This is a genomic window from Limnohabitans sp. INBF002 (genome assembly GCF_027924905.1).
Lineage (GTDB): Bacteria > Pseudomonadota > Gammaproteobacteria > Burkholderiales > Burkholderiaceae_C > Limnohabitans.
The window spans coordinates 761,973-781,845 of record NZ_AP027055.1 but is presented as its reverse complement, the minus strand read 5'-3'; the positions used below and the strand labels follow the sequence as shown (position 1 = coordinate 781,845).

The window sequence follows — 19,873 nt, the reverse complement described above, 5'->3', positions numbered from 1 at the left end:
AATTAACCCTTGAGCGTGTTGAGTTCATCCACGTTGATGCTGGACTTGTTGCGGAACAACTGCACCAGAATCGCCAAGCCGATGGCAGATTCAGCAGCCGCCACGGTCAAGATGAAGAAAACAAAGATTTGGCCGTTCAAGTCACCCAAGTAGTGCGAGAACGCCACGAAGTTCATGTTGACCGCGAGCAACATCAATTCAATCGCCATCAACAAGACGATCAAGTTTTTACGGTTCAAGAAGATGCCGATCACGGAGAGCGCGAACAGAATCGCACCCAGCGTGAGGTAATGGCCTAAGGTGATGCTCATGCTTTTGTCTCCTCGGCGGCGGGTGCTGCAGGCGCGGGTTTGACCGCATCCATCTTCACCAACGTCACACGGTCACGGGCCTTGACGCGAACTTGGTCGCCCGCGTTTTGGAATTTGCTGTCTTTGCGTGCGCGCAAAGTCAAAGCGATGGCAGCAATCAAAGCCACCAACAAAATCAATGCCGCCACTTGCACGGGGTACAGGTACTCGGTGTAGAGCAACACACCCAAGGCTTTGGTGTTAGAAGCTTGCGCCACCACCACGTGGCCCACATCTACAGCAGGCAAAACAGCGGATGCAGCGTTGACCGTGGCAGAAGCCACATCCACCGGCGCCACAGCCGTGACAGCCGCTGGTGAAATGACTTGTGCAGCCAGTTGTTTTTGAGGTTCGCTGATGCGGAAACCACCCAACAACACAGCGGCCAATTCCAGAGCAATCACTGCACCCACAGTGGCTGCGAGTGGGAAATGCTTCCAGAAGCCTTGGCGAATGCTGTCGATGTTGATGTCAAGCATCATCACCACGAACAAGAACAAGACCATCACCGCGCCCACGTACACGAGCACGAGGGCGATGGAGAGGAATTCTGCTTTGAGCAACATCCAGATACCCGAGGCTTGGAAGAAGGCCAAGACCAGGTACAGCGCGGCGTGCACAGGGTTGCGCGCCGTGATGACGCGGAATGACGCAAACAGCATGACTGCTGAGAACGCGTAAAAAAGAGCCGATTGAACGTCCATCATGAAATCTTTCAACGGTATTTGGCGTCAGCTGCTTTGTTGGCAGCGATTTCGGGTTCGTAGCGGTCGCCCACTGCCAACAACATTTCTTTGGTGAAGTACAGGTCACCGCGTTTTTCGCCGTGGTACTCAAAGATGTGTGTTTCAACGATCGAATCAACGGGGCAGCTTTCTTCGCAGAAACCGCAGAAGATGCACTTGGTCAAGTCGATGTCGTAGCGGGTGGTACGGCGGCTGCCGTCTTCGCGCTGGTCTGATTCGATGGTGATCGCCATCGCTGGGCACACGGCTTCGCAAAGTTTGCAAGCAATGCAACGCTCTTCGCCGTTTTCATAACGACGCAAAGCATGCAGGCCACGGAAGCGCGGAGACAAAGGTGTCTTCTCTTCCGGGAACTGAATGGTGATGCTGCGCGAGAACATGTACTTGCCGGTGAGGGCCATGCCTTTGAACAGCTCGATCAAGAGGAAGCTCGACAAAAAGTCGCGCAACGAGAAAGGAACGGATTGTGTAGTCGTTGTCATGGTGTGTTTCCGGCCTTAGTTCCAGATATTCCAAGGTGTTTGAATCCAAACACCCACCACCAACAACCAGATCAGGGTGAGCGGAATGAAGATCTTCCAACCCAAACGCATGATTTGGTCATAGCGATAACGTGGGAACGTGGCACGCACCCACAAGAACATGGTCACGACCACGAAGGTCTTAAGCCCGAGCCAAATCCAGCCAGGGATCATGTTGAACAGTGCGTTGTCGATGGGTGACAACCAGCCGCCCAAGAACATCACCACGGTCAACATCGAGACCAAGATCATGTTGGCGTATTCAGCCAAGAAGAACATGGCGAAAGACATGCCCGAGTATTCGATCATGTGGCCAGCCACAATTTCGGATTCACCTTCCACCACGTCAAACGGGTGACGGTTGGTTTCTGCCAAACCGGAGATGAAGTAAATGATGAACACGGGGAACAAAGGCAACCAGTTCCAAGACAAGAAGCCCAAGCCCTTGTCAGCCATCATGCCTTTGGCTTGGCCCATGACGATGTCGGTCATGTTCAAGCTGTTCGAGATCATCAAGACGATCACGAAGCAAAAGCCCATGGCAATTTCGTAGCTCACCATTTGGGCCGATGCGCGCATGGCGCCAATGAAAGCGTACTTAGAGTTAGACGCCCAACCCGCGATGATGACGCCGTACACCTCAAGCGAGGTGATGGCCATCAAGAACAGCAAGCCAGCGTTGACGTTGGCCAAAGCCACGTCAGGACCAAAAGGAATCACCGCCCATGCAGCCAAGGCTGGCATGATGGTCATGATTGGGCCCAAGAAGAACAAGCTGGTGGTCGCTTGAGTCGGGATGATGATTTCTTTGGTGAGCAACTTCAGCGCGTCAGCGATGGGCTGCAACAAGCCACCAGGGCCAGTGCGGTTGGGGCCTTTACGGATTTGGGTGTAACCAATGGCTTTGCGTTCCCACAAAGTCAGGTAAGCCACGCAACCGAGCAAAGGCAACAGCACCGCCACGATCTTGAGCAAAGCCCACAGAACGGGCCATGCCAGTGTGGTCCACCACACATCAGACATCAAGCCAAAGCCTGCGTTGTAAATGTTGTCAACCATCACAGGCCTCCTTGCGACTGGGCCGCAACCGCAGGTTGCTTCGCATCAGCGGTGAGTTGCAGCGATGGTGCGCGACGCACCAAGCTGTCGAGTTGGTAAATCGCCGCAGAGGCAGGCTGACCAGCAACTGGGCTCACGTCCACGCTGGCTGTGCATGCATTGGAGAGCAAGGCTTGCACGTCGGCAGGAATCGCTTGGGCACGCACTTCTTCGATGGTCTCGAATTCGAAGCCTGGCACATGGAGCATCGAGCCCAACACGCGCAAGACTTTCCATGCAGGGCGTGTCTCGCCCAAAGGCTTGACCACACCGTGGAAGCTTTGTGCGCGACCTTCGGTGTTGATGAAAGTACCAGCCGTCTCAGTGAAAGGCGAGATGGGCAACAGCACATCGCTGATGTCCATATTGGCCTTGAAAGGCGACAAGGTGACGACCATTTCGGCTTGACCGATGGCTTGTGCCGCAGCAGCGCCGTTGGCAGCGTCGAAAGCGGGTTCGGTGTTGAGCAACACCACGGCCTTCAAACCACCTGCCAACATTTGGCCAGCGTTTTGACCACCCGCTTTTGGCAAGGCACCCACCACTTGGGCACCCACGGTGTTGGCGGCTTCGCCGAGATAACCCACGGTGGCGCCTGTTTGTGCACCGATCCAGTTGGCCAAGCTGAGCAAGCTAGACGCTTTGGCGTGATGCGCCGCTGCATTACCCAACAAAATGGCTTTGCGCTCACCGCCTGTCAAGGACTTGGCGATGGCTTGTGCTTCGGCACTGTTGGCGTTGCCAGCCACAGGCGCAGCCGCACCCGTGATAGCACCGACGGCAGCAGCGATGTCAGCCAAGGCTTGCACCCAGTTGGCGGCGTCTGCCACCAAGGTGTTGGCCACAGGCATGGCCCAGTCGTAGGCTTGTGCGTTCAGGGCGTTGACCTTGCCACCGTTGCGCACAGCTTGGCGCAGACGTTGGGCCAACAAAGGCTGGTCTTTGCGGATGTTTGAGCCAATCACCAAGACGCGTTGCAGCGTGGTGAGAGAGGCCACAGAAGTGCCCAACCAACGGGCTTTGCCATCAGTTTGGAAGTCTGCAGCGCGCAAACGTGTGTCGATGTTTTGGCTGCCCAAGCCGCGCGTCAGCGCTGCGGCCAAGTACAACTCTTCAGCTGTGCTGTGTGGGCTGGCCAACGTGCCGATGGCTTGTGGGCCGTGCTGGGCTTTGACGCCTTGCAAGCCGTTGGCCACGTACTCGAGGGCTGTTTGCCAATCGACTTCTTTCCACTCGCCGCCTTGCTTGAGCATGGGCTTGGTCAAGCGGTCTGCGCTGTCCAAAGCTTCGTAGCTGAAACGGTCGCGGTCAGCAATCCAGCATTCGTTGACGTCTTCGTTTTCCAAAGGCACGACACGCATGACTTTGTTGTTCTTGACTTGAACGACCAAATTGGCGCCGGTCGCATCGTGTGGGCTGACCGACTTGCGACGGCTCAATTCCCAAGTACGTGCGCTGTAACGGAATGGCTTGCTGGTCAACGCGCCCACGGGGCAGATGTCGATCATGTTGCCCGACAACTCGGAGTCGACCGATTGACCCACGAAGGTTTCAATCTGAGCGTGCTCGCCGCGGTGCGACATGCCGAGCTCCATGATGCCAGCCACTTCTTGACCAAAGCGCACGCAGCGTGTGCATTGGATACAGCGGCTCATCTCTTGCATGCTCACCAAAGGACCGACGTCCTTGGGATTGACCACACGTTTTTCTTCTTCGTAACGTGAAGTGGTACCGCCGTAGCCCACCGCCAAGTCTTGCAACTGGCACTCACCGCCTTGGTCGCAAATGGGGCAATCCAGTGGGTGGTTGATGAGCAAAAACTCCATCACCGACTGTTGGGCCTTGATGGCTTTGTCGCTCTTGGTGCGAACAATCATGCCTTGCGTCACGGGCGTGGCGCAAGCAGGCATAGGCTTAGGAGCTTTCTCCACATCCACCAAGCACATGCGGCAGTTGGCCGCGATGCTGAGTTTCTTGTGATAGCAGAAGTGCGGAATATAGGTGCCGGCCTTTTCAGCTGCGTGCATGATCATGCAGCCTTCTTGGACGTCAATCTTTTTACCGTCGAGTTCGATTTCAATCATGGCACTTATCCGTGTCAAACGTAGGCAGAGACCGAGCAGGTCTTGTGCGTGATGTGGTGTTCAAACTCATGGCGGAAGTGCTTGATCATGCCGCGCACGGGCATGGCTGCTGCGTCTCCGAGGGCGCAAATCGTGCGGCCCATGATGTTTTCTGCCACGTTGTCGAGCAAAGCCAAGTCGCTTTCGCGGCCTTCACCACGCTCAATGCGGTCGACCATGCGCCACAACCAACCTGTGCCTTCACGGCAAGGTGTGCATTGGCCGCATGACTCGTGCATGTAGAAGTAGCTCAAACGTTGCAGGCTCTTGACCATGCAGCGTGAGTCGTCCAACACGATCACCGCGCCTGAACCCAACATCGAACCCGCTTTGGCGATGCTGTCGTAGTCCATGGTGCAGTCCATGATGATGTCGGCAGGCAACACCGGCGAAGACGAACCGCCAGGGATCACAGCCTTGAGCTTGCGACCTTTGCGAACGCCACCGGCCAACTCCAACAGTTTGGAGAACGGTGTGCCCATCGGGATTTCGTAGTTGCCAGGACGCTCGACGTCACCGCTGACCGAGAAGATCTTGGTGCCGCCGTTGTTGGGCTTGCCGCATTCGAGGTAAGCCTGACCACCGTTGTTGATGATCCAAGGCACCGCTGCGAATGTTTCGGTGTTGTTGATGGTGGTGGGCTTGCCGTACAAACCAAAGCTCGCTGGGAACGGTGGCTTGAAACGGGGTTGGCCTTTTTTACCTTCGAGCGATTCCAACAAAGCGGTTTCTTCGCCGCAGATGTAAGCGCCAAAACCGTGGGCGGCGTGCAGCTGGAAGCTGAACGTCGAACCCAAAATGTTGTCACCCAAGAAACCAGCAGCGCGGGCTTCTTCGAGGGCGGCTTCAAAACGCTCGTAGGTTTGGAAGATTTCGCCGTGGATGTAGTTGTAGCCCACGCTGATGCCCATGGCAAAAGCGGCGATGGCCATACCTTCAATCACGATGTGCGGGTTGTGCTGCAAGATCTCGCGGTCTTTGCAAGTCCCGGGCTCGCCCTCGTCTGAGTTACAGACCAAGTACTTTTGACCTGGGAACTGGCGGGGCATGAAGCTCCACTTCAAACCTGTGGGGAAGCCCGCACCGCCACGACCACGCAAACCAGATTCTTTGACAGTAGCAATGACTTCGTCTTGCGTCATGGCTGTGGTCAAAATTTTGCGCAGGGCTTGGTAGCCACCGCGTGCGACGTAGTCTTGCAACGACCAGTTGTTACCGTTCAAGCCAGCCAAAATTTGGGGGCCGATGTGACGGTCGTGGAAACATGTTTCCACCGCGGTCGTTTGGAATTGAGAGAGAACTTGTAAAGCTTGGCTAGAGGTAGTCATGCTTATTCCTTCACCGCGCGCAAGCCTGCGACCATTTGGTCGATCTTGTCGTCGCTCATGTAGCTGCACATGGTGCGGTCGTTCACCAACAACACAGGCGCATCAGCGCAAGCGCCCATGCATTCGCCAGGTTGCACGGTGAACATGCCATCAGCGGTGGTCTCGCCAACTTCAATACCCAAGGTTTTCACCAAGTGCATCAAAGCGCCCTGCCCGTTGCGCAACTGGCATGGCAGGTTGGTACACACGTTGATCTTGAACTTGCCAACCGGTTGTTGGTTGTACATGTTGTAGAAGGTGGTCACTTCGTGCACAGCCATGGGGGCCATGCCGAGCAACTCAGCAATCACGCGCTCGCTTTCGGCGCTGACAAAGCCCTGTTCTTGCTGCGCAATGGACAAGCAAGCCATGACGGCAGATTGCTTCTGATCGTCTGGGTATTTGGCAACTTCACGCACAAAACGCGCGTGGGTCTCGGCCGACAGCGGTGCGCTGTGGTGGGTGTTTACAGAACTCATCGGTCAATTTCCCCGAACACAATGTCCATGGTGCCAATGACCGCGACGGTGTCAGCGATCATGTGGCCGCGCGCCATTTCATCCATGGCTGCCAAGTGGGCAAAACCAGGGGCGCGAATCTTCATACGGTAGGGCTTGTTGGCACCATCGCTCACGAGGTAGATACCAAACTCACCCTTGGGATGCTCGACGGCGGCATAAGCCTCGCCTTCGGGCACGTGGAAACCTTCTGTGAAGAGTTTGAAGTGGTGGATCAACTCTTCCATGTTGGACTTCATGCCTTCACGGCTAGGAGCGGCCACTTTGTGGTTGTCGGTGATGACAGGACCAGGGTTGGCACGCAACCAGTCCACGCACTGCTTGATGATGCGGTTGGACTGACGCAACTCTTCAACGCGCACCAAATAGCGGTCGTAGCAGTCACCGGTTTTGCCCACAGGAATATCGAAGTCCATGCGGTCATACACGTCATAAGGCTGGTGCTTGCGCAAGTCCCAAGCGATGCCTGAGCCGCGCAACATCGCGCCCGAGAAACCGAGGTTTTTCGCTCGCTCTGGTGTGACCACGCCGATACCGACCGTGCGTTGTTTCCAAATGCGGTTTTCAGTCAACAGGGTTTCGTACTCGTCCACCAACTTGGGGAAGCGTTGTGTGAAATCGTCGATGAAGTCGAGCAAAGAACCTGAACGGCCTTCGTTCAAACGCGCCACCGATTTGGCATTGCGCACTTTGCTGGCCTTGTACTGAGGCATGCTGTCTGGCAGGTCGCGGTACACGCCACCTGGACGGAAGTAAGCCGCATGCATGCGCGCACCCGACACCGCTTCGTACATGTCGAACAAGTCTTCACGTTCGCGGAAGCAGTAAATCAAGATGTTCATCGCGCCGCAGTCGAAACCATGGCAGCCCAACCACAACAAGTGGTTGAGCAAACGGGTGATTTCGGAATACATCACGCGGATGTACTGCGCACGCTCTGGCACTTCAATGCCCATCATTTTTTCGATGGCCAAGCAGTAAGCGTGCTCGTTACACATCATGGACACGTAGTCAAGACGGTCCATGTAAGGCAACGATTGGATGTAGGTTTTGCTCTCGGCCAACTTTTCAGTGGCGCGGTGCAACAAGCCGATATGGGGGTCAGCGCGTTGGACCACTTCGCCGTCGAGTTCCAACACCAAACGCAGCACGCCGTGTGCTGCAGGATGTTGAGGGCCCAAGTTCAGGGTGTAGTTCTTGATATCAGCCATGGTCAGTGCGTACCACCGTAGTTGTCTTCACGAATGATGCGCGGCGTGATTTCGCGCGGCTCGATGGTGACGGGTTGGTACACCACACGTTTTTGCTCGGCGTCGTAACGCATTTCGACGTGACCCGAGGTTGGAAAATCTTTACGGAAGGGATGCCCCACAAAGCCGTAATCGGTCAACAAACGACGCAAGTCGAGGTGACCTTCGAACACGATGCCGAACAAGTCAAACGCTTCGCGCTCGAACCAGTTGGCAGAGTTCCACAAGTCGTTGACAGAAGCAACCACAGGCACGTCTTCACTCACAGCGAACACACGCACGCGCAGGCGCCAGTTGTGAGTCACCGAGAGCAAATGGTTGACCACCGCAAAGCGGGGGCCATCGGTGAATTTGGAATGGGCTCCGTCTTTGTAGCCCGAGTAGTCCAGACCACACAGGTCCATCAACTGCTCAAAACCCAGACGCGTATCGTCGCGCAGGGTTTGGCACACACCGTGGTAATCGGCCGCAGAGACCGTCAAGGTCAATTCGCCCAAAGCGGATTCGAGAAGCTTGACTTTGCTGCCCAGCACGTCGTGCAAGGCCGCTTCAAGCGTTTGAATGGAATGGCTCATTTGTCTTTCCTACGCAATGTGCAATTAGCGTGCGATGGTGTTTTCGCGGCGGATCTTGCTTTGCAGCTGCAAGATGCCGTACAACAAAGCCTCAGCCGTGGGCGGGCAGCCTGGCACGTACACATCCACAGGCACGACGCGGTCACAACCGCGCACCACTGAGTAGCTGTAGTGGTAGTAACCACCGCCGTTGGCGCACGAACCCATGGACAACACCCAACGTGGCTCAGACATTTGGTCATACACCTTACGCAAAGCGGGGGCCATCTTGTTACACAAGGTGCCAGCCACGATCATCAGATCGGACTGACGGGGACTTGGACGGAACAACATGCCGAAGCGGTCGATGTCATAACGGGCAGCACCCGCATGCATCATCTCAACCGCGCAGCAAGCCAAACCGAATGTCATGGGCCACAACGAGCCCGTTTTGGCCCAATTCACCACCGAGTCATACGACGTGGTGATGAAGCCTTCTTTGAAAACGCCTTCAAGTGACATAGTTATTCCTTATTCCCAATAGGACAGAGAGCCGATTGGGTTACTCCCAATCGATGGCACCCTTGATCCACATGTAGGCAAAGCCTGCAACGAGGATGGCAAGGAAGATCATCATGTCGATGAAGCCAATGAAACCAATTTCCTTGAGCGCCACGGCCCAAGGGAACAAAAATGCGATTTCCAAATCAAACAAAATGAAGAGGATGGCAATCAAGTAGTAGCGCACATCAAACTTCATGCGCGCGTCTTCAAACGCTTCGAAGCCGCATTCGTAAGGGGAGTTTTTGGCCGGATCAGGACGGCGTGGGCCTAAGAAAAAGCCGATCGCTTGGGGAGCAACCCCCACGCCAAGGCCCACAAGGATGAATAAGAGGACGGGAAGGTATTGTTCTAAGCTCATCTCAATCTCGCGGTCTGACTATCTGGTTTTTAGTCTGCGAAGTCTGCCGTAACTGGTTGACACCAGAGTTACAGCAGACTTTTTTTGGATGGTGCCGTCGGCGAGACTCGAACTCGCACAGCTTTCGCCACTACCACCTCAAGATAGCGTGTCTACCAATTTCACCACGACGGCTTTGGGTTGTTTGTTCTACAAAAGCGAAGAGGGATAACGCTTCCTGAACAGCCTCAGAGTTTACCCCGAAAAAGGGCCCCATTCGCTCTGAAGCGTGAAGGTTTTGCGATTACTTGGTGGGGATTTGCGCCGCACCAGAGGCAGGCACTTCGGCCACTGGCGCAGGGGCAACCACAGCACCTTCGAGCACGCTGCCAGAGCTGACAGGACGCAAGTTACCAAAGTAAGCCAAAGCCAATGTACAGACAAAGAAAACAGCAGCCAACACACCCGTCGTGCGCGACATAAAGTTAGCACCACCGCTGGCACCAAACAAGCTGCCAGAGCTGCCACTGCCGAAAGCAGCGCCCATGTCCGCACCTTTGCCGTGCTGAACCAAGATCAAACCAATCATGCCCAATGCAGCCAACAACTGAACCACTTGAACGATATTCAAAATCAAACTCATAAAAACTCCGAAAAATGTATTAATTTCAACGTGCCGCAGCAGCGATGATGGTTAAGAAATCTGCAGGCTTGAGAGCTGCGCCACCAATCAGGCCGCCATCAATGTCGGGTTGCGCCAGCAATTCAGTCGCATTGGCCGCGTTCATGCTGCCACCGTACAGAATGTGCACGCGCTCAGAATGCTCGGTCGCCGCTTTGAGCTGCGCACGCAACACGGCATGTACCGCTTGCGCTTGCGCTGGCGAGGCCGTTTTACCTGTGCCAATGGCCCAAACGGGCTCGTAAGCCACCACGATTTCGCTGATGCAATGGCCGTTGGTATGAATCACAGCGGCCAATTGTCGCTTGACCACTTCTTCGGTTTTGCCCGCTTCGCGCTCAGCCAAAGTCTCGCCCACACACACGATGGGCGTGATGCCCGCCGACAGCGCGCGTTGCGCTTTGTGCGCCACTTGCTCATCGGTTTCACCGTGGTATTGGCGACGCTCTGAATGACCGACGATGGCGTAACGCACCGCAAAGTCTTTCAGCATCGCAGCCGAAATTTCACCCGTATAAGCGCCCTGCTCGTGCGCCGACACATCTTGTGAACCCAAGTCAACGCCCGAGCCTTTGACCAACTGCTGCACTTGCGACAAATACGCCGCAGGCACACACACCGCGACCTGGGCGTGTTTACCACCCAAGGCTTGCGCCAAGCCCTGCTGCACACCGTGCACCAAAGCTTCGTTGGCAGCCAGGCTGCCATTCATCTTCCAATTACCCGCAATAAGTTTTTGTTTCATCACTTACTCCAAGTCAAAACAATCTTGCCAATGTGTTGATTGGACTCCATCAAACGGTGCGCATTGGCAGCACCATCGGTAGAAGCCGCCTCAAATGTGGCGTGAATCACAGACTTGATGCGCCCGGCTTCGATCAACGGCCACACATGCTCGCGCAAATTGCGTGCAATCGCTGCTTTGAAGGCCACCGAGCGTGGACGCAAGGTCGAACCCGTGATGCTCAAACGACGGCGCAGCACCAAACCTGCGTTGAAGCTGCTCTTGGTACCACCTTGCAACGCGATGATGACCAAACGGCCATCCTCTGCCAAGCATTCCACTTCACGTGCCACATAGTCGCCAGCCACCATGTCGAGCACCACATCCACGCCTTTGCCACCGGTCAGGCGCTTGGCCTCGGCCGCAAAGTCGTGGGTTTTGTAGTTGATCGCATGGTCAGCACCCAGCGCCACGCACGCAGCACACTTGTCGTCGCTACCCGCAGTGACGATGACAGTGGCTCCCATGGCCTTGGCCATTTGAATCGCCGTCACACCAATGCCGCTAGAGCCCCCCTGCACGAGCAAGGTTTCGCCCGATTGCAAATGCGCACGGTCAAACACATTGCTCCAAACGGTAAAGAATGTCTCAGGCAACGAAGCCGCTTCAACATCACTCAACCCTTTGGGCACTGGCAAACACTGCGCCACAGGCGCCACGCAATACTGCGCATAGCCACCACCGGCCACCAAGGCACACACACGGTCACCCACGCTCAGGCCAGCAGCAGCCATCGCCGCTGCATCACCCGATTCAATGACACCTGCCACCTCCAGGCCCGGCACATCCGATGCGCCAGCGGGCACGGGGTAATTGCCGGTTCGCTGCAGCACGTCAGGGCGGTTGACGCCACTGGCGCTGACACGAATCAGCAATTCACCCTCACCCGCCAGCGGCACGGGCCGCTGGGCCACGCGCAGCACCTCAGGGGCGCCGGGCGTGGTGATTTCAACGATGTGCATCATGTGCGCGACCGCCTCTCAAACCTCAATTAGGCTTGTGGGGCTGCGTCGTGCGCGTGGTCAGCTTGTGGGCGGTCGATCAATGCTTTCATCGACAACTTCACGCGACCTTTTTCGTCTGTCTCGAGCACTTTGACGCGCACGATTTGACCTTCGCTGAGGTAGTCGGTGACTTTCTCAACGCGTTCGTGGGCGATTTGACTGATGTGCAACAAACCATCTTTGCCTGGCAACAAGTTGACCAAGGCACCGAAGTCCAACAACTTGGTGATGGGGCCTTCATAGACCTTGCCGATTTCGACTTCAGCCGTGATCTCTTCGATGCGACGCTTGGCTTCTTCAGCCTTAGCGCCGTCAGTCGCAGCGATGGTGATGGTGCCGTCTTCTTCGATGTTGATTTGTGTGCCGGTCTCTTCGGTCAACGCACGGATGGTGGCGCCGCCTTTGCCGATCACGTCACGGATCTTCTCGGGGTTGATCTTCATGGTGAACAACTTAGGTGCAAAGTCAGACACTTCGGTCTTGGCTTCGCCCATGGCGGCTTGCATCTTGTCCAAGATGTGCATGCGTGCTTCTTTGGCTTGAGCCAATGCGACTTGCATGATTTCTTTGGTGATACCTTGGATCTTGATGTCCATTTGCAAAGCAGTAATACCGTTGGTGGTACCGGCCACTTTGAAGTCCATATCGCCCAAGTGATCTTCGTCACCCAAGATGTCGGTCAACACCGCAAAACGGTTGCCGTCTTTGATCAAGCCCATGGCGATACCGGCCACGTGTGCTTTCATCGGCACGCCAGCGTCCATCATGGACAAGCAGCCACCGCAGACCGAAGCCATGGATGAAGAACCGTTGGATTCTGTGATTTCAGACACCACGCGCATGGTGTAGGGGAACTCTTCTTTGGTTGGCAACACAGCCACCAAAGCGCGCTTGGCCAAACGGCCGTGACCGATTTCGCGGCGCTTGGTCGAACCCATGCGGCCCACTTCGCCAGTGGCGAACGGAGGCATGTTGTAGTGCATCATGAAACGGTCTTCGTACTCACCAGCCAAGGCGTCGATGCGTTGTGCGTCGCGCTCGGTACCCAAAGTGGTGACCACCAAAGCTTGGGTTTCGCCGCGTGTGAACAAAGCAGAACCGTGGGTACGTGGCAACACGCTGTTACGGATTTCGATAGGACGCACGGTGCGTGTGTCACGGCCGTCGATGCGTGGCTCGCCTGCCAAGATTTGGCTGCGAACGATGTGCGCTTCTATGTCGAACAACATGTTTTCGACTTTGACCGAATCAAACTCAACGCCATCGGCCTTCAAACCCGCCATCACAGCGCCGTAAGCTTCACGGCAAGCGTGCGTACGTGATTGCTTGTTGCGAATTTGGTAGGCAGCGCGCAGCTTGTCTTCGGCTTGGGCTTTGACCTTGGCGATCAATGGCTCGTCCTTGACAGGTGCAGACCAATCCCAAGCGGGCTTGCCAGCGTCGCGCACCAATTCATGGATGGCGTTGATCGCGATGTTGCCTTGCTCGTGACCGAACACCACAGCACCCAACATGATTTCTTCTGACAGCTGTTGAGCTTCAGATTCCACCATCAACACAGCGGCTTCTGTACCAGCGACCACGAGGTCCATCTGGCTGTCTTTGCGTTGTGTTTGACCTGGGTTCAAGACGTATTCGCCGTTGATGTAACCCACGCGAGCGGCACCGATAGGGCCGTTGAAAGGAATACCAGAGATGCTCAAAGCAGCAGACACGGCGATCAACGCAGCGATGTCAGCATCGACTTCTGGGTTCAATGACACAGTGTGAATCACCACGTGCACGTCGTTGTAGAAACCTTCTGGGAACAACGGACGGATGGGGCGGTCGATCAGACGGCTGGTCAATGTCTCGTGTTCGCTGGGCTTGGCTTCGCGCTTGAAGAAGCTGCCAGGGATCTTGCCTGCAGCGTATGTTTTCTCGATGTAGTCAACGGTCAAGGGGAAGAAGTCTTGGCCAGCTTTGGCGATCTTCGAACCCACGACGGTGGCGAGCACCACGGTGTCGTCCATGTTGACGAGCACAGCGCCGCCAGCTTGGCGAGCCACTTCGCCGGTTTCCATGGTGACCGTGTGTTGGCCCCATTGGAATGTCTTGGTAACTTTGTTGAAAATTGACATGTGTTTTTCCTAATGAAATTTGGCAGGCCCCGGTGCAGTACACGATGCCATTCCAGAAAAGTTGGTGCTTTTTTGGAATGACACAGCTTTCGAATCTGCGCCTCGTTGTCGTGCCGGTGATGAAGAAGTGTGTTTAAAAGTGCAAAACGCCTGAGCTTGTTGAAAACTCAGGCGTTTGTCGTTAGAAATTTAACGATTACTTGCGCAGGCCAAGCTTGGCGATCAGAGCAGCGTAACGGTCAAAGTTTTTCGACTTGAGGTAGTCGAGCAATTTACGACGACGGCTCACCATGCGCAACAAACCGCGACGACCGTGGTGGTCTTTGGCGTGTTGTTTGAAGTGAGGTGTGAGTTCGTTGATACGAGCAGTCAACAAAGCCACTTGGACTTCGGGACTACCTGTATCGCCGGCGGCGCGTGCGTTGTCTTTAACGACTTCAGCAATTTTTGCTGTCAACATGGTTTTTTCCTTAAATATTTGACTTGCGTTGCACCGTGGAAGTTGGTGCAACGTGCTTTGCTTACCCCAAAAGGTAAAGCCCATAGAGTATAGCAGGCGCAGCCGTCTTGGGCTTGGGCCCGCGAATTAGGCCAACTCCGCCAGCGGCCAGCGGGGTTTGACGTCAAAGCTGTAGCGCGGCTGAGCTTGCGCCATGCCGCCCTCGCCGCTTTGCAGCCGCATAGCCGCCGCCATGGCGATCATGGCCCCGTTGTCGGTGCACAAGTGCAGCTCGGGGTAATGAACCCGCACGCCTTGGCGCTTGCAAGCCGCATTGAGCTGCTCGCGCAAATGCCGGTTAGCGCCAACACCGCCCGCCACCACCAAGCGCTTCAGGCCGGTTTCGCGCAAGGCCGTGAGCGACTTTTTCAACAAAACTTCGACAATGGCGGCCTCGGTAGACGCGGCCAAATCGGCCTTGCGGGCGTCCAAGTCGCCGCCCAGCTTTTTGGCTTGGGTCATCACCGCGGTTTTCAGGCCTGCGAACGAAAAATCTAGATTGCCGCTGTGCAGCAAGGGGCGCGGCAGCTTGAAAGCCGCAGGGTCACCCTGCTCGGCCAATTTCGAGAGCGCCGGGCCACCGGGATAGCCCAAGCCCATCAGCTTGGCCGATTTGTCAAAGGCTTCGCCGGCAGCGTCGTCAATGGTTTCGCCTAGCAATTCGTAGCGGCCAACGCCGTCCACGCGCATGAGCTGTGTATGGCCACCAGACACCAACAAGGCCACGAATGGAAACTCGGGCGGGTCTTCACTCAAAAACGGTGACAGCAAATGGCCCTCTAAGTGATGCACGCCGAGCACGGGCTTGTTCAAGGCGGCACCTAAAGCGCAAGCCACGCCCGCCCCCACCAACAACGCACCCGCCAAGCCAGGGCCACGGGTGTAAGCCACCACATCCACATCTTGCAACGTACGTTGGGCCTCGGCCATGACCTCGCGTGCCAGCGGAATCACGCGACGAATGTGGTCTCGACTGGCTAGTTCAGGCACCACGCCGCCATAGGCCACATGCATGGCCACTTGGCTGTAAAGGGCGTGCGACAACAGTGTGGGCAAAGCCTGCCCGTCTGAACGGACCAGCGCCACACCTGTTTCGTCGCAAGAGGATTCGATACCGAGGATCAACATAGGCCGTGAGTTTATGCGGTCAACGCTGCACCGTGCCCCGCATCACCTCACTGCGCCATCGCCTGCGCCTCTCCCTGTGCAGATGACAACTCCGACTCCAGCTCGTGGCGACGCTCGTTTGCCCCAGACACCAAGGGGGGAATCACGATCAAAGGCCCCGTGGCCGAACGCCCCAACACGGTTCGCATGTCAATCGGTGCAGCAAAGGCAACGGCAAAAGCAGCCACGGCCAGCTGGACATAAGCAAAGCCTCGCCCGCGGTACAAACCCAAGCCCGCCTGCCCGAATCGATGCTCTTTCGTGGCGGCGCTTCTGCGATTGGTATGCGCAGCCGACGGGTCTTTTTGCGGCAAAGGTGACGCGGCTTTGGCCACCGAAACCGCAGGGGCCGCTGTGTCTTGAGACGCTAACGCTGGCGCTGGCACTCCCGCAGCCTCAACCTCGGACACAGACGGGACTGCAGATGATGTGTCCACCAACGAACCCCCAAGCCCCAGCCTGGCGAACGACTCATCCACCAATTGCCGATTGAGATCCAACGCATCATGTTCGATTGGCACAAATGCATCCGTGAACTTCTGAGTCCGCCCGATCTGTAAAAACTGGGAATGGGCCACTTCAAAGCGGTCCAGCCTGTGGTTGACCTCCTCCGCCACCTCTTGAATGTTTTGCGCGCGAACTTCAGGCGAAATGGCTTCTCGGTGCGTGCCATCCGCATCAACATCGATCGCTTGCAGATTGACGCCAGCCCCATCAACGCCAATCAACTGCTGGTTTGCGATGGACGCTGCAGAGTTGATGGTTTGCCGATTGGTGTCTTGGGCGGACGTCTCGACTTTTTGCAAATTGTCAGCGGGGTCACCCTCCCCCGCGCGTTGACGGTTCGCTGCACTGTCCCCGTCACCGATTTTTTGCAGATTCAAACCGTCCGTCGCGTTCTGGCCGACTTTGACCACATTGCCTTGGTTTTCAAAATCATCGGCGACGCTTTGGATGTTGTCATCCATGGTGCGCGCGATGAACTGGCTCATCTCTGTATTGGCTGCCGAGCCAACCCACACACCCTGGTTGGCCGCCTCTGCCAATTCATTTTTGAATAAGACGCCATCCGCATCATCCACACCAGTGACGCGTTCATGGGTGACCCGATTCTTGAATGCGCTGGTGTCAAACGGTTTGAAATTCTTAGTTTCCAGAACTTGCAAATAGCGTGCAAACGTTTTTTCTGTATAACCAAATGCGGTCAGCATATTCAAGAAGAGCTTGTCTTCCAAATTCGCAACCTCACCATCCGACAGCATCGAGTCGCAAACGTTGGTCAGAATATAAATTTTTTGCTCAGGCTTCAACATAGCCGCAGCTTCGTCCAAGAACTCCTTCAACTTCACGGAACGCACGTATTTGAGGGCCACGTTTTGCAAGCCATCGAACTCACCAATGGCCGCCTCTAATTGCCCCACCTCTTGAGCCCCAATCGAGCCATCGGAGGTCAGCATATAGAGCAGCGCAATCGCCAAAGCGAAGTGAGGTGTCATTGGCTGCCGATCGTCCTTCACCCCAGCGTATCGACCTAAAACCGATTTGTCGTTTTTGAGCGCCAGTATTGTGAAATACGCCTCAAACTGTGACTCATGCACACCAAAGGCCTTGGTCATCTGCGCAAAGAGCGCCAGCTCTGCACGGTCCGCATGTCCGTCGGCCAGCAAGGCATCGCAGACATTGGTCAGAATGCACCACTTGTCTTTGACGCTCAACAGCTCTGAAGCGGTTGCAAAAAACTGCTCAACAGGAACAGACTGAACATAACGCAAGGCGTAACTGAGTACAGCCTTGTCTCCGCCCAGCACCGCTTGCAGTTGACTGCTCTCTTGCGCCTCCAGCTCGCCGTCAGAAGCCATCATGTAGAGCAAGCTACATGCAAGGGCCAAATAAGGCGTCAAAAAGATCTTTTCGCCGCCGTCAGCGTCAACCAACCCAGCATCACTTTTGAGGGTGTCTAAAAGATCGGTTTTGAGGTTTGCGACGGCCATACGTCACAGTAATCACCCTGGTAAATTTCTGGGTGACAACTCCGTCATAGGCCCGCCAGATGACGCCTTGGTCATCAAACTAGCGCCGGCGTGATGCGCTACAAAGGAGCAGACAAAGTCGCTACGACCGTTTGCTTATCAGTCGCCGTCAAGGACAAAGTGGCTTTGTGCAGCTTGGCAATTTCCAGGCAAATACTCAAGCCCAAACCCAAACCATCAATTTGACGCGCATGAGACGCATCACCTCGGTAGAAGCGATCAAACGCCCGATCGCTTAGGTCCTCAGGAATCCCTGCAGCGGGGTTCTCAACCATCAGCTGAAAACGCCCTTGTGACTGCGTCAGGCTGAAATGAACCCATCCAGGCACTCGGTTGTAGTTCACGGCATTGGTATACAAGTTTTGAACCAACTGACGTATCAAGGTTTTGTCGCAACGCCAAATCACACCCGGCGTAATGGCACCTGTGATTTTCAAACTCGATTGAAACGAATGCGCATCCTTGATCAATTGTTCAAGCAAGTCACTCAAATTCACATCCGTCAAGTCCTGCTTCAAGCTGTTGGCATCTGCACGCGAAAGCAGCAAAAGTTTTTCGGTAATTTCAATCAAGCGCTCGACTTCATCGCTCATGCTTCGCATGCGAATTTGGGCATCTGAACCCATGGGCAAATCGTGAATCAAACGCTCCACGTTGCCTCTCAAAATGGTGAGGGGCGTGCGCAGCTCGTGCGAGGCATCCGCCGCAAACCGGCGCGCTTTGGTGAAGCTGTCATTCAAGCGAATTCGTAAGTCGTCAAACACTTGCACCAATTTTTCAAACTCTTTGAAAGGTGCCTGCAACACGATGAATTGATCCAGCGTGCTCGCCGTCAGCTTTGACATGTTGTTTTGAATCAAGGTGATCGGACGCATCATCACATGGGTCAAGTAAAGCGTGAGCAACAAGAGCATGCCCAATATCGTGGGCAATACATAGATGGTGTTACGGTCGCGCAGCGCCCAAACGCGCTGCATCAGCACATCAATCTGTTCCCCCTCGAGCCAAACCTCAGGCCCTTGCACCCGGTTTTTAAATCGAACGGCATACCAATCTTGCCCCCCCACCCAACCATGGGACAGCACCAAATCGCCATGACTCGACACGGCCGTACTTTGCCAAAAATCATCATTTGCCAAAAGCGGTTGACACGCAGGCGTGACGCCTGACTTGGCGGTACTTTTAGATCTGTCACACAAGACATAAAAATCTGAAGCATTGCTGAACAAGCTGCCTTTTTCAATCGCCTTGAAACAGTTCACAAACGCATCGTGGTTTTCAAAATGGTCTGCGCAAGTGGTCAATGCAACGCCCATTTCTTGATGGATGCGCGTCTGCAACTGATCGGTTAAAAAATACTGAGCAATGACACGGTTTGCCCAGATCACCACGACGGTGATCAAAACCACGTGCAGGAACAAACGCGCCTTGAATGATCTTTTCATGCCTTATGCCTCGACCCGCAATCGGTAACCCACCCCACGCACAGACTCAATCGGGGACGTATGCCCACCGCTGCCTCGTTCAAGCTTTCGCTTGATGCGTCGCACACACACATCGACCACATTGGTTTCTGGGTCAAAGTTGATCTCCCAGACATGTTTGAGAATTTGTTGTCGCGAAAAAATATGCCCCGGTGAGCGCATCAAAAACGCCAACAAACTGAACTCACGCTGGCTCAGCACCGCGGTCACACCAAACCATTGCACCTTGTGGCTGACCACATCCAGCGTCAAATGACTGACTGCGATTTGCTGCACTTGCTCCGGCATCTTGCGCTGCATCACGGCCTTGATACGTGCCACCAGTTCCTCAACGAAAAACGGCTTGGGCAAATAGTCATCGGCGCCCATCTCAAACCCCATCAAACGGTCAGGCAAATCGACTTTGGCGCTCAAAATGATCACAGGCGTTGCATGGCCTGCTTCTCTGACTTGATGAAGCACATCAAACCCGTTGAGCTTGGGCAGCATCACATCCAAAATCACCAGATCATGCGCACCTGCAAGCACCGCAGCCAACCCGCGCTCACCATCATCGACGTGCGTCACGTCATAGCCAGCAGCTGACAGGCCTTTGATGACGAACTCGGCAATCTTGGCTTCGTCTTCGATCAGCAGAACTTTCAAATCAACCATCCTTTGTTTTTGTATTGATTT

20 protein-coding genes and 1 tRNA gene are annotated in these 19,873 nt (G+C 55.2%); all 21 read right to left on the bottom strand.

From position 1 onward, the window contains the following. Positions 1-2: 2 nt before the first annotated feature. The 21 genes from nuoK to QMG15_RS03860 all read right to left on the bottom strand — a co-directional run bounded on the left by nuoK (position 3) and on the right by QMG15_RS03860 (position 19,843). Positions 3-311 (bottom strand): NADH-quinone oxidoreductase subunit NuoK, encoded by a 309-nt coding sequence (gene nuoK / locus QMG15_RS03960; RefSeq protein ID WP_104799163.1) that lies wholly within the window; start codon positions 309-311, stop codon positions 3-5. Beyond that, on the bottom strand, positions 308-1,054 hold the full coding sequence (locus QMG15_RS03955) for an NADH-quinone oxidoreductase subunit J (RefSeq protein ID WP_281790072.1): 747 nt from the start codon (positions 1,052-1,054) through the stop codon (positions 308-310). The genes nuoK and QMG15_RS03955 overlap by 4 nt, the downstream gene beginning before the upstream one ends. A gap of 11 nt (positions 1,055-1,065) precedes the next feature. Then, complete coding sequence (nuoI, locus tag QMG15_RS03950; RefSeq protein ID WP_281789604.1) at positions 1,066-1,578, bottom strand: NADH-quinone oxidoreductase subunit NuoI; 513 nt, start codon at positions 1,576-1,578, stop codon at positions 1,066-1,068. Positions 1,579-1,593: 15 nt separating this feature from the next. Continuing rightward, positions 1,594-2,676, bottom strand: a complete 1,083-nt coding sequence (nuoH, locus tag QMG15_RS03945) for an NADH-quinone oxidoreductase subunit NuoH (protein WP_281789603.1) — start codon at positions 2,674-2,676, stop codon at positions 1,594-1,596. Then, positions 2,676-4,799 carry an NADH-quinone oxidoreductase subunit NuoG gene (nuoG, locus tag QMG15_RS03940; protein ID WP_281789602.1) on the bottom strand — a complete coding sequence of 708 codons (2,124 nt, stop codon included), beginning with the start codon at positions 4,797-4,799 and terminating at the stop codon, positions 2,676-2,678. Before nuoG ends, nuoH begins: the two co-directional genes overlap by 1 nt. A 14-nt stretch (positions 4,800-4,813) precedes the next feature. Then, a complete protein-coding gene (gene nuoF / locus QMG15_RS03935) occupies positions 4,814-6,166 on the bottom strand; it encodes an NADH-quinone oxidoreductase subunit NuoF (protein ID WP_281789601.1) in 1,353 nt (450 codons plus the stop codon). Positions 6,167-6,168: 2 nt separating this feature from the next. Then, a complete protein-coding gene (gene nuoE / locus QMG15_RS03930) occupies positions 6,169-6,684 on the bottom strand; it encodes an NADH-quinone oxidoreductase subunit NuoE (protein ID WP_108359116.1) in 516 nt (171 codons plus the stop codon). Continuing rightward, positions 6,681-7,934, bottom strand: coding sequence for an NADH-quinone oxidoreductase subunit D (locus QMG15_RS03925; protein ID WP_281789600.1), 1,254 nt, complete (start codon positions 7,932-7,934; stop codon positions 6,681-6,683). Before QMG15_RS03925 ends, nuoE begins: the two co-directional genes overlap by 4 nt. A gap of 2 nt (positions 7,935-7,936) precedes the next feature. Further along, positions 7,937-8,548, bottom strand: a complete 612-nt coding sequence (locus QMG15_RS03920; protein WP_281789599.1) for an NADH-quinone oxidoreductase subunit C — start codon at positions 8,546-8,548, stop codon at positions 7,937-7,939. A gap of 24 nt (positions 8,549-8,572) precedes the next feature. Further along, on the bottom strand, positions 8,573-9,049 hold the full coding sequence (locus QMG15_RS03915; protein WP_100132916.1) for an NADH-quinone oxidoreductase subunit B: 477 nt from the start codon (positions 9,047-9,049) through the stop codon (positions 8,573-8,575). Positions 9,050-9,089: 40 nt separating this feature from the next. Further along, complete coding sequence (locus QMG15_RS03910; RefSeq protein WP_108359119.1) at positions 9,090-9,449, bottom strand: NADH-quinone oxidoreductase subunit A; 360 nt, start codon at positions 9,447-9,449, stop codon at positions 9,090-9,092. Positions 9,450-9,538: 89 nt separating this feature from the next. Continuing rightward, a tRNA-Leu gene (locus QMG15_RS03905) sits at positions 9,539-9,623 on the bottom strand. A gap of 109 nt (positions 9,624-9,732) precedes the next feature. After that, positions 9,733-10,071, bottom strand: coding sequence for a preprotein translocase subunit SecG (gene secG, locus QMG15_RS03900; RefSeq protein WP_108359120.1), 339 nt, complete (start codon positions 10,069-10,071; stop codon positions 9,733-9,735). 25 nt (positions 10,072-10,096) lie between these two features. Continuing rightward, positions 10,097-10,855: a triose-phosphate isomerase gene (gene tpiA, locus QMG15_RS03895; protein ID WP_281789598.1), complete on the bottom strand. Its 759-nt coding sequence runs from the start codon at positions 10,853-10,855 to the stop codon at positions 10,097-10,099. Then, positions 10,855-11,856 carry an NAD(P)H-quinone oxidoreductase gene (locus QMG15_RS03890; protein WP_281790071.1) on the bottom strand — a complete coding sequence of 334 codons (1,002 nt, stop codon included), beginning with the start codon at positions 11,854-11,856 and terminating at the stop codon, positions 10,855-10,857. Before QMG15_RS03890 ends, tpiA begins: the two co-directional genes overlap by 1 nt. Positions 11,857-11,885: 29 nt before the next feature. After that, entirely contained in the window at positions 11,886-14,018 is a 2,133-nt protein-coding gene (gene pnp / locus QMG15_RS03885; protein ID WP_108402477.1) for a polyribonucleotide nucleotidyltransferase, read from the bottom strand. 196 nt (positions 14,019-14,214) lie between these two features. Further along, positions 14,215-14,478 (bottom strand): 30S ribosomal protein S15, encoded by a 264-nt coding sequence (rpsO, locus tag QMG15_RS03880; RefSeq protein ID WP_104799150.1) that lies wholly within the window; start codon positions 14,476-14,478, stop codon positions 14,215-14,217. Between the two features lie 126 nt (positions 14,479-14,604). Then, positions 14,605-15,645, bottom strand: a complete 1,041-nt coding sequence (gene tsaD / locus QMG15_RS03875) for a tRNA (adenosine(37)-N6)-threonylcarbamoyltransferase complex transferase subunit TsaD (protein WP_281789596.1) — start codon at positions 15,643-15,645, stop codon at positions 14,605-14,607. 47 nt (positions 15,646-15,692) lie between these two features. After that, on the bottom strand, positions 15,693-17,675 hold the full coding sequence (locus tag QMG15_RS03870) for a hypothetical protein (protein ID WP_281789595.1): 1,983 nt from the start codon (positions 17,673-17,675) through the stop codon (positions 15,693-15,695). 98 nt (positions 17,676-17,773) lie between these two features. Next, positions 17,774-19,159, bottom strand: coding sequence for a HAMP domain-containing sensor histidine kinase (locus QMG15_RS03865; protein ID WP_281789594.1), 1,386 nt, complete (start codon positions 19,157-19,159; stop codon positions 17,774-17,776). A 3-nt stretch (positions 19,160-19,162) separates the two neighbouring features. After that, positions 19,163-19,843 (bottom strand): response regulator transcription factor, encoded by a 681-nt coding sequence (locus QMG15_RS03860; RefSeq protein WP_281789593.1) that lies wholly within the window; start codon positions 19,841-19,843, stop codon positions 19,163-19,165. Positions 19,844-19,873: the final 30 nt, after the last annotated feature.

Bases quoted from the DNA above. Each gene is read 5' to 3' on its own strand.
- nuoK (WP_104799163.1), bottom strand. From the start codon at position 311: ATGAGCATCACCTTAGGCCATTACCTCACGCTGGGTGCGATTCTGTTC.
- QMG15_RS03955 (WP_281790072.1), bottom strand. From the start codon at position 1,054: ATGGACGTTCAATCGGCTCTTTTTTACGCGTTCTCAGCAGTCATGCTG.
- nuoI (WP_281789604.1), bottom strand. From the start codon at position 1,578: ATGACAACGACTACACAATCCGTTCCTTTCTCGTTGCGCGACTTTTTG.
- nuoH (WP_281789603.1), bottom strand. From the start codon at position 2,676: ATGGTTGACAACATTTACAACGCAGGCTTTGGCTTGATGTCTGATGTG.
- nuoG (WP_281789602.1), bottom strand. From the start codon at position 4,799: ATGATTGAAATCGAACTCGACGGTAAAAAGATTGACGTCCAAGAAGGC.
- nuoF (WP_281789601.1), bottom strand. From the start codon at position 6,166: ATGACTACCTCTAGCCAAGCTTTACAAGTTCTCTCTCAATTCCAAACG.
- nuoE (WP_108359116.1), bottom strand. From the start codon at position 6,684: ATGAGTTCTGTAAACACCCACCACAGCGCACCGCTGTCGGCCGAGACC.
- QMG15_RS03925 (WP_281789600.1), bottom strand. From the start codon at position 7,934: ATGGCTGATATCAAGAACTACACCCTGAACTTGGGCCCTCAACATCCT.
- QMG15_RS03920 (WP_281789599.1), bottom strand. From the start codon at position 8,548: ATGAGCCATTCCATTCAAACGCTTGAAGCGGCCTTGCACGACGTGCTG.
- QMG15_RS03915 (WP_100132916.1), bottom strand. From the start codon at position 9,049: ATGTCACTTGAAGGCGTTTTCAAAGAAGGCTTCATCACCACGTCGTAT.
- QMG15_RS03910 (WP_108359119.1), bottom strand. From the start codon at position 9,449: ATGAGCTTAGAACAATACCTTCCCGTCCTCTTATTCATCCTTGTGGGC.
- secG (WP_108359120.1), bottom strand. From the start codon at position 10,071: ATGAGTTTGATTTTGAATATCGTTCAAGTGGTTCAGTTGTTGGCTGCA.
- tpiA (WP_281789598.1), bottom strand. From the start codon at position 10,855: ATGAAACAAAAACTTATTGCGGGTAATTGGAAGATGAATGGCAGCCTG.
- QMG15_RS03890 (WP_281790071.1), bottom strand. From the start codon at position 11,856: ATGCACATCGTTGAAATCACCACGCCCGGCGCCCCTGAGGTGCTGCGC.
- pnp (WP_108402477.1), bottom strand. From the start codon at position 14,018: ATGTCAATTTTCAACAAAGTTACCAAGACATTCCAATGGGGCCAACAC.
- rpsO (WP_104799150.1), bottom strand. From the start codon at position 14,478: ATGTTGACAGCAAAAATTGCTGAAGTCGTTAAAGACAACGCACGCGCC.
- tsaD (WP_281789596.1), bottom strand. From the start codon at position 15,645: ATGTTGATCCTCGGTATCGAATCCTCTTGCGACGAAACAGGTGTGGCG.
- QMG15_RS03870 (WP_281789595.1), bottom strand. From the start codon at position 17,675: ATGGCCGTCGCAAACCTCAAAACCGATCTTTTAGACACCCTCAAAAGT.
- QMG15_RS03865 (WP_281789594.1), bottom strand. From the start codon at position 19,159: ATGAAAAGATCATTCAAGGCGCGTTTGTTCCTGCACGTGGTTTTGATC.